The organism is Pseudomonas frederiksbergensis (assembly GCF_003732665.1).
GTDB classification, from domain to species: domain Bacteria; phylum Pseudomonadota; class Gammaproteobacteria; order Pseudomonadales; family Pseudomonadaceae; genus Aquipseudomonas; species Aquipseudomonas frederiksbergensis_G.
This window is the reverse complement of record NZ_MOBP01000028.1, coordinates 12,726-27,931: the sequence shown is the minus strand read 5'-3', so window position 1 is coordinate 27,931 and position 15,206 is coordinate 12,726. Positions and strand designations below refer to the sequence as shown.

The 15,206-nt window shown below is 59.9% G+C and carries 17 protein-coding genes; 9 read left to right on the top strand and 8 right to left on the bottom strand.

Annotation, left to right across the window (positions count from 1 at the left end):
- Positions 1-167 precede the first annotated feature (167 nt).
- Genes BK665_RS32825 through BK665_RS32815 form a run of 3 tightly spaced genes read right to left on the bottom strand, consistent with a single transcriptional unit; the run spans position 168 to position 3,458 of the window.
- Positions 168-1,172, bottom strand: coding sequence for a 4-hydroxythreonine-4-phosphate dehydrogenase PdxA (locus BK665_RS32825; RefSeq protein WP_123410609.1), 1,005 nt, complete (start codon positions 1,170-1,172; stop codon positions 168-170).
- A complete protein-coding gene (locus BK665_RS32820) occupies positions 1,169-2,125 on the bottom strand; it encodes an amidohydrolase family protein (protein ID WP_123410608.1) in 957 nt (318 codons plus the stop codon). The genes BK665_RS32825 and BK665_RS32820 overlap by 4 nt, the downstream gene beginning before the upstream one ends.
- Positions 2,118-3,458, bottom strand: coding sequence for an MFS transporter (locus BK665_RS32815; RefSeq protein WP_123410607.1), 1,341 nt, complete (start codon positions 3,456-3,458; stop codon positions 2,118-2,120). Before BK665_RS32815 ends, BK665_RS32820 begins: the two co-directional genes overlap by 8 nt.
- Positions 3,459-3,833: 375 nt before the next feature.
- Between BK665_RS32815 and BK665_RS32810 the strand changes: the two genes are divergently transcribed.
- The 4 genes from BK665_RS32810 (at position 3,834) to BK665_RS32795 (ending at position 7,970) form a co-directional block, all read left to right on the top strand.
- Positions 3,834-4,847 (top strand): Bug family tripartite tricarboxylate transporter substrate binding protein, encoded by a 1,014-nt coding sequence (locus tag BK665_RS32810; RefSeq protein ID WP_123410606.1) that lies wholly within the window; start codon positions 3,834-3,836, stop codon positions 4,845-4,847.
- 52 nt (positions 4,848-4,899) lie between these two features.
- Positions 4,900-5,433 carry a tripartite tricarboxylate transporter TctB family protein gene (locus tag BK665_RS32805; protein WP_123410605.1) on the top strand — a complete coding sequence of 178 codons (534 nt, stop codon included), beginning with the start codon at positions 4,900-4,902 and terminating at the stop codon, positions 5,431-5,433.
- On the top strand, positions 5,430-6,959 hold the full coding sequence (locus tag BK665_RS32800; protein WP_123410604.1) for a tripartite tricarboxylate transporter permease: 1,530 nt from the start codon (positions 5,430-5,432) through the stop codon (positions 6,957-6,959). Before BK665_RS32805 ends, BK665_RS32800 begins: the two co-directional genes overlap by 4 nt.
- A gap of 69 nt (positions 6,960-7,028) precedes the next feature.
- Entirely contained in the window at positions 7,029-7,970 is a 942-nt protein-coding gene (locus BK665_RS32795; protein WP_123410603.1) for a LysR family transcriptional regulator, read from the top strand.
- A 45-nt stretch (positions 7,971-8,015) separates the two neighbouring features.
- On the opposite strand, the gene BK665_RS32790 is transcribed toward BK665_RS32795, so the two are convergent.
- A complete protein-coding gene (locus BK665_RS32790; RefSeq protein ID WP_123410602.1) occupies positions 8,016-8,879 on the bottom strand; it encodes a DMT family transporter in 864 nt (287 codons plus the stop codon).
- Here BK665_RS32790 and BK665_RS34575 point away from each other — a divergent pair.
- The 3 genes from BK665_RS34575 to BK665_RS34380 all read left to right on the top strand — a co-directional run bounded on the left by BK665_RS34575 (position 8,878) and on the right by BK665_RS34380 (position 10,064).
- Positions 8,878-9,036, top strand: coding sequence for a hypothetical protein (locus BK665_RS34575; RefSeq protein ID WP_185076723.1), 159 nt, complete (start codon positions 8,878-8,880; stop codon positions 9,034-9,036). The genes BK665_RS32790 and BK665_RS34575 overlap by 2 nt on opposite strands.
- Positions 9,037-9,321: 285 nt before the next feature.
- Positions 9,322-9,867 carry a hypothetical protein gene (locus tag BK665_RS32785; RefSeq protein ID WP_123410630.1) on the top strand — a complete coding sequence of 182 codons (546 nt, stop codon included), beginning with the start codon at positions 9,322-9,324 and terminating at the stop codon, positions 9,865-9,867.
- The gene (locus tag BK665_RS34380; protein ID WP_148053269.1) at positions 9,864-10,064 is read left to right on the top strand and encodes a hypothetical protein; all 201 of its coding nucleotides are present in this window, start codon (positions 9,864-9,866) and stop codon (positions 10,062-10,064) included. The genes BK665_RS32785 and BK665_RS34380 overlap by 4 nt, the downstream gene beginning before the upstream one ends.
- Positions 10,065-10,118: 54 nt before the next feature.
- Here BK665_RS34380 and BK665_RS32780 read toward each other — a convergent pair whose 3' ends face one another.
- Together BK665_RS32780 and cysK are read right to left on the bottom strand one after the other, a co-directional pair.
- Positions 10,119-11,057 (bottom strand): aspartyl/asparaginyl beta-hydroxylase domain-containing protein, encoded by a 939-nt coding sequence (locus tag BK665_RS32780; protein ID WP_123410601.1) that lies wholly within the window; start codon positions 11,055-11,057, stop codon positions 10,119-10,121.
- A 201-nt stretch (positions 11,058-11,258) separates the two neighbouring features.
- Positions 11,259-12,233: a cysteine synthase A gene (gene cysK / locus BK665_RS32775; protein ID WP_123410600.1), complete on the bottom strand. Its 975-nt coding sequence runs from the start codon at positions 12,231-12,233 to the stop codon at positions 11,259-11,261.
- Positions 12,234-12,360: 127 nt separating this feature from the next.
- Here cysK and BK665_RS32770 point away from each other — a divergent pair, with 127 nt between their 5' ends.
- Positions 12,361-13,437, top strand: coding sequence for a DUF748 domain-containing protein (locus tag BK665_RS32770; RefSeq protein ID WP_123410599.1), 1,077 nt, complete (start codon positions 12,361-12,363; stop codon positions 13,435-13,437).
- Here BK665_RS32770 and BK665_RS32765 read toward each other — a convergent pair.
- A complete protein-coding gene (locus BK665_RS32765; protein ID WP_123410598.1) occupies positions 13,434-13,934 on the bottom strand; it encodes a DUF2442 domain-containing protein in 501 nt (166 codons plus the stop codon). The genes BK665_RS32770 and BK665_RS32765 overlap by 4 nt on opposite strands.
- Entirely contained in the window at positions 13,922-14,152 is a 231-nt protein-coding gene (locus BK665_RS32760; RefSeq protein ID WP_123410597.1) for a DUF4160 domain-containing protein, read from the bottom strand. The genes BK665_RS32765 and BK665_RS32760 overlap by 13 nt, the downstream gene beginning before the upstream one ends.
- A 203-nt stretch (positions 14,153-14,355) precedes the next feature.
- Between BK665_RS32760 and BK665_RS32755 the strand changes: the two genes are divergently transcribed.
- Positions 14,356-15,201, top strand: coding sequence for an AAA family ATPase (locus BK665_RS32755; protein WP_123410596.1), 846 nt, complete (start codon positions 14,356-14,358; stop codon positions 15,199-15,201).
- The last annotated feature ends 5 nt before the right edge of the window (positions 15,202-15,206 follow it).

Below are 15,206 nucleotides of genomic sequence, written 5' to 3'. Positions count from 1 at the left end.
CTGGGGTGATCGCAAAAAGCGGTTATTACGTGAATGTGGTTATGGGTACACACCAAACAAAAGTGGGAGCGGGCTTGCTCGCGATAGCGGTCTGGCAGTCAATTCAACCGTGACTGTCATGCCGTCTTCGCGAGCAAGCCCGCTCCCACAGGGGTATTGCGCTGTTTTTAGTAGTTGTTGGCGCCCATCCGGCAAGCGATCTCGAACGCCTGGCGGATCGCACCGACGTTGGCCTTGCCCTTGCCCGCGATATCAAACGCTGTGCCGTGGGCCGGTGTGGTGATGGGGATCGGCAAGCCGCCCTGCACCGTCACGCCACGGGAGAAGCCCATCAACTTGATCGCGATCTGTCCCTGGTCGTGATACATCGTCACCACCGCATCGAAGGCACTCGCATCGCCCTGAACCTTGAGGAAAATCGTGTCGCCCGGGTACGGCCCTTCCGCCGCAATCCCCAACGCCTGGGCCGAGCGAACTGCCGGGCCGATGATGTCCAGCTCTTCGCGGCCAAACGAACCGTTGTCGCCGTTATGCGGGTTCAGCCCACACACGCCGATGCGCGGCTTTTCCAGGCCATTGCGCTTGAGCGCGGTGTCGATCAACTGAATCGCTTCCACCACCCGCGCCTGGGTCAGCATGCCCGGCACCTCGGCCAGGGCCACGTGGGAGGTCACCCGCGACGTCCAGAGGTTGTCGAGCACGTTGAATTCGCAAAACGGCCCGTGGAAATCCAGCAACTCGGCGAACCAGTGCAGCTCATCGTTATGCGCCATGCCGGCCATGTGCAGCGAGGTCTTGTTCAACGGCCCGAACAGCACAGCATCGGTGATGCCGGCCTCGGTCAGGCGCAGGGCTTTTTCCAAGGTGTCGAGGCTGTAGCGGCCGCCGATGACACTGGCTTCACTGCGCGCAAACTCACCGATCGTGTCGCCACGGAAGTCATAGAACAGCGGCGTGTCATCGACAAACGACAACTGCTCCAGCGACTCCACGCGCCGGTACGCAAACTCCACCCCGGCGATGCGCATGCCGCGTTGCATTTCCGCTTCATCGGCAATCAGGATCACGTTGGCCTGGCGGCGCACTTCGGGCTCGCCGAGCAGACGTGCGATCAGTTCCGGGCCGATACCTGCCGGGTCGCCCAGGACCATGGCGATGGTTGTCTTGTTCATGCTTCTCTCCTCAAGGCTTGAGCCCCTGTGCGATCAATGGCGCGAGGCTCGCAGCGATAAATGCGCTGCGCGTTGCTGTAGAACAGGCGTTCCTGATCGGCCCTCGGCAGATCAGCAACGATGGATTTGAAACCGCTGTAGATGTCGTCGAACGAGCCACACAGGCTGTCCACCGGGAAGTTGCTGGCGAACATCACCCGGTTGGTGCCGAACATCGCGATCACTTCGCGCACGACCCAGGCGTTGTCCTTGGCGCGCCATGCCCGCCCCGCCAGGCCCAGCCCGGAAATCTTCACCTGCACGTTCGGCCACTCAGCCAGGCGCGCCATCGCCAGACGCCAGCCCGCCAAGCCTTCGGCGCTGCGGTCGCTGGGCAATCCGGCGTGGTTGAGGATCAGCGTGGTGCCGGGAAAGTCCCGGGCTAACCGTTCGGCCTCATGCAGGTTCCACCACGGCGTCTGCAAATCGAAATGCAAACCCAAGCCTTGCAGCGCGGCGAAGCTGCGGCGCCAGCGTTCGTCGCTCATCAGGCTGCGCACATGGCCGACTTGCGCAGGCGCGGTCGGGCCGCCAGGTTTGTGCCGCACGCTGCGCACACACTTGAAACTCGCTTGCTCGCGCAGCACCGCAATCGCGTCCGGGTGATCGAGCCAGGCTTGGGCGACGATGGCATTCGGCACGCCGTAACGCGCGGCCAGCCCTTCGATGAATCGGGTTTCGCCAATCGGGTCGTTGGGGTTCCATTCGGTCTCGATGTACACCGTTTGCACGACGTCATGCGGCCCGACATCGGCGAAATAATCGTCGGGCAAATAGCGCCGTTTGATCGCGCTGTAGTCACCGTAGCGAAACGGGATGTTGGCCTCGGGCGCGAGCCACGGATGGTCATTGATCGACGGGTCCCAGAAGTGATGATGGGCGTCGATGATCGGCCCGTCCCACAGCTTAGTCATGGCGCACCTCGTCGAGACTGATGAACAACGTGGCCAAAACGAAGATCGCCGAGCACACCGCGAAGAACCCCAGCACCGGCGCAAAGCCACCGGCCATCTGCAAGATGATCCCGACCAGGATCGGCACCGCGATACCGCCCGTGCTGCCGGCCATGTTCATCACGCCGCCGATCAAACCGACCCGCGCCGGCGCCGCCAGCAACGCCGGGAAGCTCCAGTAGAGGCTGCCCCACATCAAGAAAAACGCGGTCATGGCCAACAACGCCACAGCCGCAAAAGGATTGCTCAGAGTCGGCAACAACAGGAACGCACCCAGCGCCACCACCCCGGAAAACGCCAGCAGGCTCTTGACCGCGACTCCACGGCTGACGCCCTTGCGGATCAACCCGTCGCAGAGAAAACCGCCGGTCAACGACCCCAGCGCACCACAGATGAATATCACGAAGGTCGCGGCGCCAATGCCTTTGATATCGAAACCACGGGCCTGGGCCAGGTAGCTCGGGCCCCAGGTCAGCAGGCCGAAATACACCATCGCCCAACTGGCGCGACCGATCAGCAAACCGCTCAGGGAACGGGCGGCGATGCCCAGGCCCTTGACCGGCAGACGCGCCGCCTCGGCCGCCGGCGTTGCGCGCCCGGCGTTGATCTTTTCCAGCTCTTGGGCATTCACTTGCGGGTGGGTGGCCGGGTCATCGCGCAGATAACGCCGCGCCAGCCACGCCAGCACCAACGTGGCGATGCCGGCGATCACGAAGGCCAGGCGCCACGAATCCAGGGAAGCGATCAGGTAGGCAATGATCAACCCACCCAACGCCACGCCCAACGGGCTGCCGCTGTCCATCAGCACCGCGCCGCGACTGCGCTCGCTCGGCGCCAGCCACAGGGAAATCAGTTTGCCCCCCGAGGGAAATAACGGCGCTTCGGCAGCACCGAGGGCCACCCGGGCGAACAGCAAGGACAAGCCGCCGGTGGCAAACGCCGCGATCACTTGAAAGGTGCCCCACAACCCCGTGGACCAACTGATCACCCGATGCGGCCCGAAGCGATCGATCATCCAGCCGCCGGGGATCTGCAACAGCGCATACGCCCAGAAGAAGCTGCTGAGGATCAGCCCTTGCATGCTCGGCGACAGGGAAAATTCATGGGCAATGGTCGGCATCGCAATGGACAGCGATACCCGATCAATCAGGTTGACCATGGTCAGCGCGAAGATGATCGCGAAGATCCGCCAGCGCACGCTGCTGGCCTTGGTGGTGCCGGTCAGCGCTGTGGCCGCTGCCGTGGACTGAACACCTGCGCCGGGCAGATGCAGGGAAGCACTGGGACGAGCCATGGTGCATACCTCTTTTATTATTGTTGTGGTTCAGCATCACCGCTTCGAGGCGGCATTGGTAAGCACTATCGAAGGCCCAGTGATAACCGTCTAATCAATCCTTGAAATAAGGCGATAGCCTCCGGTTATGGCATGCCGGGCTTTCAGCAAGCTTTCAACGGTTGGCGTCCGGCGCTCATTTCAACGAAAAGGCTCTAGTGCCAAGCATTCAGCGCTAAACGCGATTTCCCCCGTTGCGACCTATAACCCCAGGCTATCGGTGTATGTATTGTTTTGACTAGACGCGGCTGCGGCGGCTTCCCACACTCAGGCCAGGCTTGCGGCTTTCGAGCGCAGACAAGTCACTCATAACAACTACAAGAATGAGGCCCTTCCATGCGAACTGCATTCGCTCGTCGCACCTCCCGCCTGCTCCTGGGCTGCACCCTGGTCGCCGCCGGCGCCCTCCCCGCGCTCGCGCACGCCTGGCAACCGGACAAGAATGTCGAAATCGTCGTGGCCGGTGGGCCTGGTGGCGGGACCGACCAACTCGGGCGCCTGATCCAGTCGATCATCACCACCCACAAATTTCTCGACGTGAACACCATCGTCCTCAACAAGGGCGGCGGTAATGGCGCCGAAGCGTTCCTCGACTTGAAGATGAACAAGGGCGATCCGGAAAAACTGGTGATTGGCACCAACAACATCTACCTGTTGCCGCTGGTGTCCAAGCTCGGTTACCAATGGCAGGAACTGACCCCGGTGGCGGCCCTGGCCGAGGACGACTTCATCCTCTGGAGCTACAAAGACGCGCCGTGGAAGGATGCCAAAGGTTTCTACGAAGCGGTCAAGGCTGACCCGTCGAACCTGCGCATGGGCGGCAGCCAGTCCAAGGATGTGGATCAGACCCTGACCCTGCTGCTGAACCAGACCACCGGCAGCAAACTGGTGTACATCCCGTTCAAGAGCGGCAGTGAAGCGGCGACCCAACTGGCCGGCAAACACATCGCCGCCAACGTCAACAACCCCAGCGAAAGCATCAGCCAATGGCGCGGCGACCAGGTCGAGCCGCTCTGCGTGTTCAGTCAGGAGCGCATGAGCTATACAGAGAAAGTCGCCGGCGACAAATCCTGGGCCGACGTACCGACCTGCCACGAACAAGGCTTGGGCATCGATCAATACCGCTTCCCGCGCACCGTGTTCATGCCCGGCGAAGTCACCGCCGAGCAGCGGGCGTTCTATGTCGATTTGATGCGTAAAGTCACCGAGACGCCGGAGTTCAAGGCCTACGTCAAACAGAACGCACTGGTCCCGACCTTCCTCCAGGGTGAGCAGTTGACCGCCTACATTGAAAAGGACACCGCGCGCGTCACCCCGGTGTTCAAAGAGGCTGGCTGGCTGAAAAACTGAGTTGTCTGCGGCCGTGCGCCTGCGCACGGCCGTCACCTGCTGGAGGTGTTTGATGTCCCATTCTTCGGATTCACCGGCCCTGGTCGGTACGCGCTGGGTCGAACTCGGCCTGGCACTCTTCACCACGCTGATCGGCGCGGTGGTGATGTTCGGCAGCGTCGAACAAGGTATCGGCTGGGGCGATTCCGGCCCCGAGCCGGGTTACTTCCCGTTCTACATCGGCCTGATGCTGAGCGCCGCGAGTGTGGCCAACGGCGTGTTGACCGTGGTGCGCTGGCAAGCCTTGAGCATTTCGTTCGTCAGCCGCAGTGCGTTCAAGCAAGTGTTGTCGGTGTTCATCCCGATTGCGTTGTTCGTCGGTGCGATGCCGTTCACCGGTATCTACGTGGCGTCGGCCTGCTTCATCGCCTGGTTCATGTGGCGTGACAAGGTCCGCGTCAAACCCTATGGCAAGTGGATGATCGGCACCGTGTCCCTCGGCGCCGTACTGGCCAGCTACCTGATCTTTGCGCTGTGGTTCAAGGTCCCGCTGGATGCCGGCCCGATGGGCGACTGGATTGCCCTGGCCGGGAGAAATTTCAAATGAGCGAGTTCGATTCCCTGTTGCAAGGCATGAACCTGATCCTGACCCCGGGCCATATCGGCCTGATGGTGATCGGTGTGCTGCTGGGCATCCTGGTCGGCGTGCTGCCCGGCCTCGGCGCCCCCAATGGCGTGGCGTTGCTGCTGCCGCTGACGTTCACCATGTCGCCGGTGTCGGCGATCATTTTGCTGTCGTGCATGTATTGGGGGGCGCTGTTCGGCGGCTCGATCACCTCGATCCTGTTCAACATACCCGGCGAGCCGTCATCGGTGGCGACGACATTTGACGGCTACCCGATGGCCCGTGAAGGTCGCGCCGCCGAAGCCCTGACCGCCGCGTTCAGCTCGGCCCTGATCGGCGCATTGGCCGGGGTGTTGTTGCTGACGTTCCTGTCGACCCGGATTGCCGCGTTCGCCATGTCATTCAGTTCGCCGGAGTTCTTCGCGGTGTACCTGCTGGCGTTCTGCACGTTCATCGGCATGAGCAAGAACCCGCCGCTGAAAACCGTCGTGGCGATGATGATCGGTTTCGCCATGGCGGCGGTCGGCATGGACACCGTTTCCGGCAATCTGCGCCTGACCTTCGACCAACCGGTATTGATGACCGGTATCAGCTTCGAAGTGGCGGTGATCGGCCTGTTCGGCATTGGCGAAATCCTCTGCACCGTCGAAGAGGGCCTGGTGTTTCGCGGCGAGCATGCGCGCATTACACCGATGGTGATTCTGCGCACCTGGGCCAAGTTGCCCCGTTACTGGTGGACGATTGTGCGCAGCACGTTGGTCGGTTGCTGGATGGGCATTACGCCGGGCGGGCCGACGGCGGCATCCTTCATGAGCTACAGCCTGGCGCGGCGTTTCTCCAAGAACCGCGAGAACTTCGGCAAAGGCGAACTCGAAGGCGTGATCGCCCCGGAAACCGCCGACCATGCGGCCGGCACCAGCGCCTTGCTGCCGATGCTGACCCTGGGCATTCCCGGTTCGGCAACCGCTGCGGTAATGCTCGGCGGCTTGATGATCTGGGGCCTGCACCCTGGCCCGACGCTGTTTGTGGAGCAGCATGATTTCGTCTGGGGCCTGATTGCGAGCATGTACCTGGGCAACGTGGTGAGCCTGATCGTGGTGTTGGCCACCGTGCCGCTGTTCGCCTCGATCCTGCGCATTCCGTTCTCGATCATTGCGCCGATCATCATCATGGTCTGTGCCATCGGCGCTTACTCGGTGCACAACTCGTTCTTCGACGTGGTGCTGATGCTGGGCTTCGGTGCGCTGGGCTATCTGTTCAAGAAACTGGGGTATCCGATCGCGCCACTGGTGTTGGCCGCTGTGCTGGGGGACAAGGCTGAAGATGCGTTCCGCCAGTCGATGCTGTTTTCCGACGGACACTTGGGGATTTTCTGGTCCAACCCACTGGTGGGCAGCCTGACCACGGCGGCGCTGCTGATGCTGTTCTGGCCGCTGATTTCCAAAGTGCTGGGGGCGCTGACAGGCCTGCGCAAGCCACCGGTCGGCAAAACCAAATCGGTGCTGTGACACTGCAATGCTGGCAACGCCTGGCATTTGTTGTCAGGCTTGCCACAGTCTTTTTTGCGAGCGCGGCCCATGACCCGAATTCCTGAAGCCAATGTGATCCACAGCCGACTGCGCCTGCGCCAATTGCGGCTGATGCTGGCGCTGCAGGAATTCGGCTCGCTGCGCCGCGCCGCCGACCACATCGGCATGACCCAACCGGCGGCGACCAAGATGCTGCACGAAGCCGAGGACTTGCTCGGTGTCGAACTCTTCGAACGCTTGCCCCGAGGCATGCGCTCGACTCCGTTCGGCGAGACGGTGATTTATTACGCTCGCATGGTGTTCGCCGAACTCAGCGGCATGCGCGAAGAACTGGTTGCGCTCGAATCCGGCAACCTGGGGCGCGTGGCCGTCGGGGCGATTCCGGCACTGGCCTCGGGATTGCTGACCCGCACCATCGCGACCTTGAAACAAAGCCATCCCCGGTTGTCCATGAGCATCCAGGTCGATACCAGCGACGTGCTGGTGCAAGCCTTGTTGCAGGATCAGCTGGATATCGTCCTGGGGCGGATTCCGGCCGGCGCCCGGGCCGAAGAATTGCTGTTCGACAGCCTCGGCGAAGAAGCCTTGTGCGTGATTGCCGGCGCGCAAAACCCGTTGGCGCAAGAGAAGAACCTGAGCTGGGCTGAGTTGCAGAACATGACGTGGGTGCTGCAACAGCATCCGAGCCCGATGCGCGCCATCATCAATCAGGTGTTCCACAATGCCCGGGTCGATATCCCGAGCAGCATCGTCGAAACCACCTCGATCATGACCTTGCTCTCATTGATCCAGCAGACCGACATGCTCGGTGTCACCCCGGTGTCGGTGGTCGAGGATTACGCGGGACGTGACTTGCTGGCCGTGCTGCCGATCAAGTTTGAGGCGCGGTTGCCGCCGTACGGGCTGATCACCCGGCGCCATCGCATTCAATCCTCGGCCATGCAGGCGTTCATGAACTCGGTGCGGGCCGAGCATGCGCTGAGCCAATAAAAAAGGCCCGGAGCCATGCCCCGGGCCTTTCATGTTTATGCCGTTTTATGCCGTTTTACGGAATACAAATATCAGACCGACGATGATCAGCAGCATGCCGAATATACTCAGCGTCGCGAGCCTGTTGCCGAAAAACAGGTAATCCATCACCGCCGTCACCGCCGGCACCAGGTAAAACAGGCTGGTGACATTCACCAGATTGCCCCGGGCGATCAGCCGATACAGCAGCAACGTGGCCAGCACCGACACCACCAATCCCATCCACAACACCGGCACGATAAAGCCTGTGCTGTGTTCGAAGTGAAACGGCTGGAACGGCACGAAAATCCCGCAGACCAGCAGCCCTGCCAGGTATTGCACCGGCAGCGTGCCAAGGGGATTGTCGGTGATGCGTTTCTGCATGATCGAGCCGAAGGTCATGCTCGCCAGTGCCAGCAAACCGAAGAGCATCCCGGCCAGCGACATCCCGGCCAAACCGATGCCTTGGTAAACCACCATGATCAACCCGGCCAGGCCCAACGCCAGGCCGAACATCCGGCTGACCGAGCGCTGGCGCTCCATGATCACCACGGTGAGGATCGGCTGCACGCCCATGATCGTCGCCATCACGCCGGGCGTGACCTTCAAGTCCAGGGCCAGCAGATAGAAAATCTGATACGCCCCCAGCAACACCACACCCGTGGCCATCGCATACAGCATCGGCTTGCCGCCCTTGGGCAGTTTCAACTCGAGCATCGGCACCAGCAGCACCAGGCCGCACAGGGCAATGACGAACCGAAACAGCAGAAAGGCAAAGGGTGACGCGTGGGCCAGGCCCCATTTGGAGAAGATCGCCCCACTGCTCCACAGCAGGACAAACAGGCTCGTGGACGCCGCCGCGAGCGCGGTTTTTTTCGAAAGGACAAACATGAAATACCACCTGTCATCAGGCAAGAAAGCCAAGTCAGCCGAAGCTGAAGTTCAGTCGTTTTTTCAGGCGGGCAGAGGGGAACAGCAGGAACAGCTGATCAGCCCGAAATGCCAACGCCTGGCGGTGATACGACTGCGCACACCGGCGTGCTACTGACAGGAGGGGGGTAATGACTGATCTGCGCAGGCTGCTGAATCCCGCACGGCACGACGCCAGCGTTGACCGCTGAATCGACTACCGCGTTGATGTGGGATACAGGCATGGGCTGATCTTTTTTGAGGGCCGTGCTGAGGGAAGCAGGCGAGCGCCGACTATAACCAGCCGGCGACATAGATTGCAATGACTTGGTCAGAGGGCCAGTAGCGACAGCTGCTGCGTTGCAATCTACCGTGGAGTGAAATGCAAACGCCCATCACGGGGATATTGAATGCAAGAGACTACATGCCAAGGGAACGGACACATCTTCGGTATCAGTTGTACAAGTCGAGGGCGAGGAAGCTTGCTGCTACCAGCGCTGCGCAGCTGCAACATGAACTGGAACTGGCAGGTGCAACGGACATTGATCTATCACGGGTTCGATTTGAACCCATCAATGCGCAGGCTCTGGATGCTTGCGAGCGATGGGAGGATCCACACTTTTTATGGAGTGAGGTCATAGGATGGAAAGCAAAGGAGCCTTTGTCTTTGGATATTGCCATCTGGTTCGAAGAGGAACTGTGCGGACTATGCTTCGCGAACCCGAACAACAGTCGGCAACGAATCCGAATCGTTCGATTGGAAGGGCGTCCGCGGGAAGAACATCCTTTAAAAAACCGGATTGCCTCACTGGCCGTTTCGGCCATCGAACATTACGCCCTAATTATCGGTAGTAGATTCATCGAAGTGCAGGAGCCGTTGGAAGGTGCAATTTCTATTTATAAACGTCTCGACTTCAACAAAGACGCTGAAGGTCGACTTGTCAAAACTGTGGAGAGCCTAGTATCGTGAAAACTGTTCAATTAATGAACGACGACGGAGGAAATATGCACGGAGTCATTAGAAATCCCCGCATCAAAAAACGTTCCTCCGCTCCGGAAAACAAGCCTGTAAAAATCGAACTGACGGCCAGCCAACGGCGCATTTTACAGCTCATTGCGACCGGCATCGAAGGCGAACCTGACGTGCTCGCCGCCGGGCGCCCATAACGCCGGCGAAAAAAAACCGCTCCAGAGAGCGGTTTTTTCATTTCGTATCAGACATCACCCAAACAACCAATACCCCAACAACGTCAGCACCACCACTGCCAGCACCGGTCGCAGTACACGGTAAGCCTTCGGATGACGGCGCTTCCACTTTTTGACTACGCCGCTGAACTTGTCGCTGGAATTCTTGCTCCAGGCGTAAACCTGGTTGATCCCGCCAACGCGTTCGTCGTCCAGGTTTTGTGGTGCGGTGGCGCGGCCCAGCAGGCCGCTGACCCAGCGGTTGATGCGGGTCATGATGCGGTTGCTCAGTGGTCGTTCGATGTCGCAGAACAGGATGACCCGGGTCTTTTCGGTTTCGTTCTTGACCCAGTGCACGTAGGTCTCGTCGAACATCACGTCTTCGCCATCGCGCCAGGCGTAGACCTGACCGTCAACGAAGATGCGGCAATCGTCGGAATTCGGCGTCGACAGGCCCAGGTGATAGCGCAGGGAACCGGCGAACGGGTCGCGGTGCGGGTTGAGATGACTGCCGCCTGGCAACAGGGCAAACATCGCGCCTTTGACGTTGGGGATGCTGCTGACCAGTGCCACGGTTTTCGGGCACAGGGCTGCGGCCGATGGCAGGGGTTTGTCGTACCACTTGAGGTAAAAACGCTTCCAGCCCTTCTTGAAGAACGAGCCGAACCCGGCGTCGTTGTTCTTTTCGGCGGCGCGAATATAGCCTTCGTCGAACAAATGCATGGCTTCGTCGCGAATGACTTCCCAGTTGTCCCTGAGCACATCAAGTTCCGGGAACTTACTGCGATCCAGGTAGGGTTTGGACGGAACGCCGGAGAACAGGTACATCAAGGCGTTATAGGGTGCAAACAACGCCGAGTGGTTGACGAACTGACGCAGGACCGGCAACCGTGCCTTGCCGCGCAGATGCACATAAAGCGTACTGCCGAGGAATAACAGCAACACCGACGCTTTCGCGGCCAGGGAAAAGGTCATCAACGACTCCTTGAGAATAAGCAACTTTGCACCGCGCCATTTACCCGACGTGGCAGCCGGCCATGATACCCACTACCGGACCGGGGAAAAACCCACCTATCTGAACAAACAGTGTTGAGGATTGCGCAACAAAGCACTTATTAACATAAGGTTCCTGAACGAAGGCTGACCTGAATCAGCCTTCATCACCCGGTGCCATTCTTACGCCTGGTTCTCCTGGTCGGTAAACAGATCACTGAACAACATGCTCGACAAATAACGCTCACCCGAGTCAGGCAGGATCACCACGATGGTCTTGCCCTGCATTTCCAGGGTTTCGGCCAAACGCACCGCCACCGCCATCGCCGCACCGCACGAGATACCGCACAAAATCCCTTCTTCCTGCATCAGGCGCAGGGCCATGGCCTTGGATTCGTCGTCGGTCACCAGTTCAACCCGATCGACGATCGACAAATCGAGGTTCTTCGGCACAAAACCGGCGCCAATGCCCTGGATCTTGTGCGGACTTGGCTTGATCTCTTCACCGGCCAGCTTCTGGGTAATCACTGGCGATGAAACCGGCTCCACCGCCACCGAGATAATCGGTTTGCCCTGGGTATTCTTGATATACCGCGAAACGCCGGTAATGGTTCCACCGGTTCCGACGCCTGCCACCAGCACATCAACCGCGCCGTCAGTATCGTTCCAGATTTCCGGGCCGGTGGTCTTTTCATGGATGGCCGGGTTGGCCGGGTTTTCGAACTGCGCCGGCATGAAGTACTTGGCCGGGTCGCTGGCGAGAATTTCCGCCGCTTTTTCAATCGCGCCTTTCATGCCCTTGGCCGGTTCGGTCAGTACCAGTTCGGCCCCGAGGGCCTTGAGCACTTTGCGCCGCTCGATGCTCATGGACGCAGGCATGGTCAGCATCAGCTTGTAGCCACGGGCGGCGGCCACAAACGCCAGGCCGATGCCGGTATTGCCTGACGTCGGCTCGACAATGGTCATGCCGGGCTTGAGTTTGCCGGTGCTTTCGGCGTCCCAGATCATGTTCGCGCCGATCCGGCACTTGACCGAATAACCGGGGTTGCGCCCCTCGATCTTGGCCAGGATGGTCACGCCGCGCGGCGCGATGCGATTGATCTGCACCAGCGGTGTATTACCGATGGAATGGGCGTTGTCAGCGAAAATACGGCTCATGGCTGGGTCCTTATGCAGCGTTGAATAAGCTCTCCAAGGTATGCCTGTTGCCAGTAGTCGTCCAGTTCAGGCGAACGTCCGGTGACGCCAGCAGTCAATGGCTTTACATCGCCAAGGAATTGCCATCATGAAGCGTCGATACAGTTGGCCTCTCTGGACCCTCGCCGGCCTCGTTGTGCTGTTGGTGGCGCTGGATATCGCCCTGCCCTACCTGGTGCGCAATTACCTCAACGACAAATTGGCCGACATGGGCGACTACCGTGGCCAGGTTGTCGACGTGGACCTGGCCCTGTGGCGCGGCGCCTACAAAATCAACGGGCTGAAGATCGTCAAGGTCGACGGCAAAGTCCCGGTGCCCTTCGTCAATGCACCGCTGATCGACCTGGCGATCAGCTGGCACTCCCTGTGGTACGACCATGCCGTGGTGGCCGAGGTGCAGTTCATCAACCCTGAAGTGAACTTCGTCGATGGCGGCGCCAACAAACAGAACTCCCAGACCGGTCGCGGCACCGACTGGCGCGCTCAACTGGGCAAATTGCTGCCGATCACCCTCAACGAAGTGCGGATCAACGACGGCAAAATCAGCTTTCGCAACTTCAACTCCAATCCGCCCGTGAACATGAACGCCACCCAGGTCAACGCCAGCCTCTACAACCTGACCAACGTGGTCGACACTGCAGGCAAACGCGACGCCCGCTTCGAGGGCAAGGCCCTGCTGCTGGGCCACGCCCCGCTCGAAACCACCGCCACCTTCGCCCCCCTGAGCAACTTCGAAGACTTCGAATTCCGCCTGCGGGCCAAGGACATCGAACTCAAACGCATGAACGACTTCGCCTCCGCCTACGGCAAATTCGACTTCAACGCCGGCCACGGCGACGTGGTCATCGAAGCCGAAGCCAACAAGGGCCAGCTCAAGGGCTACATCAAACCGCTGCTGCGGGACGTCGAAGTGTTCAACTGGCAGCAGGATGTCGAAAACAAAAACAAAGGGATTTTGCGCTCGGTCTGGGAAGCCATCGTCGGCAGCACCGAAACCGTGCTGAAGAACCAGCGCAAGAACCAATTCGCAACCAAGGTCGAACTCAGCGGCAACGTACACCAGCAAGATATCAGCGCGTTCCAGGCGTTTTTGCAGATTTTGCGCAATGGTTTCGTCCAGGCGTTCAATGCGCGGTATGAACAGCCGAAGCCGGATAAGGGTTAAGGTTTGCGGGTGACGGTGTAGCGACCGGTTTCCTCGGCCGCCGCCAATGGTGAACGTTGCTGCAAAGAGTCCCAGCCCAGACAGGCCAGGGCCAACGACCGTGGCACCGCTTCGCGTCCGCTGCTGTAGCGGCTGATACTGCGGGCACTGACCCCCAGCGCTTCGGCGGCCTTATTCAAGGGCAACCCGGAGCGAGCGCGCCAATTGATGAAGATGCGGGTGTTTTCGTCCATAGCATTTTGCGAGAGCGCGTCCAAATACAAAGTGTCCGCGCCAATCTGAATATCCGGCTCATCCCATTCCACCGTCCAGCCATCATCACCAAGGGCGGCACCTTCAAAAACGTGAGCCTCAAGCAACGGTCGTAATCCTGGGTAGGTGTACAAATCGCGGCTCAAATTCAGCGTCAGTTGTTGGCCGTCTATAAAGGTCAGCGCCAAGCAGTAACCCGGCAGCGCCTTTACAGCCGTCAAGCGCGGTCGTTTCATGGGTAACATCGTTTCCAGTCCTCCAGCAATTGCACCTGATGGGTTCCCACCCATTCCAATGCTTCCCTGATAATCAGCGGCGGCGCCCTGCCTGCCATCACTTCGACGGTTTCCAGGCTAAGCATCACGTCCAGCCCGCCACCGGTCAGGTGAACATGGGGCGGAGGATGATCCTTCTCGCGCAACTGAATGCGGTACTTATCGCGAAATCGGTATTTAGTTGACATGCCGTAAAGGCTATCGCCAAATCGGCGATACCTGAATGCTGGCCTTGCGCCGAGACTGAGTCAAGATGTGACGCCCCATTCAGAGACTGAATAACCCGTCTGCGTTCACAGTCGACCGGGCAGCGCGTTATAGTCGGGGCATCACACATATCGCGTCCCGCCCTGCCCCGTTCAGGTCGGCGTTACCGTTCGAGGATTAGCAGATGAAGTTCGAAGGCACCCAGGCCTACGTCGCCACCGATGACCTGAAGCTGGCGGTCAACGCCGCCATCACCCTGGAGCGTCCGCTGCTGGTCAAGGGCGAGCCGGGTACGGGCAAGACCATGCTCGCCGAGCAATTGGCCGAGTCCTTTGGCGCCCGGTTGATCACCTGGCACATCAAGTCCACGACCAAGGCGCATCAGGGCCTGTACGAGTACGACGCGGTCAGCCGCTTGCGTGACTCGCAACTGGGCACGGAAAAGGTCCACGACGTCCGCAATTACCTGAAGAAGGGCAAGTTGTGGGAAGCCTTCGAGTCCGACGAGCGGGTGATCCTGCTGATCGATGAAATCGACAAGGCTGACATCGAGTTCCCGAACGACCTGCTGCAAGAACTCGACAAGATGGAGTTCTACGTCTACGAGATCGACGAGACCATCAAAGCCAAGGTTCGCCCGATCATCATCATTACCTCCAACAACGAGAAAGAGCTGCCGGACGCGTTCCTGCGCCGCTGCTTCTTCCACTACATCGCCTTCCCGGACCGAGTCACCATGCAGCGGATCGTCGACGTGCATTACCCGGACATCAAGAAAGACCTGGTCAGCGAAGCGCTGGATGTGTTCTTCGACGTGCGCAAAGTGCCGGGCCTGAAGAAGAAGCCTTCGACCTCGGAACTGGTGGACTGGCTGAAGCTGCTGATGGCCGACAACATTGGCGAAGCGGTGCTGCGCGAACGCGATCCGACCAAAGCCATCCCGCCGCTGGCCGGTGCGCTGGTGAAGAACGAACAGGATGTGCAATTGCTTGAGCGCCTGGCGTTCATGAGCCGTCGCGGCACCCGCTAAGAGGC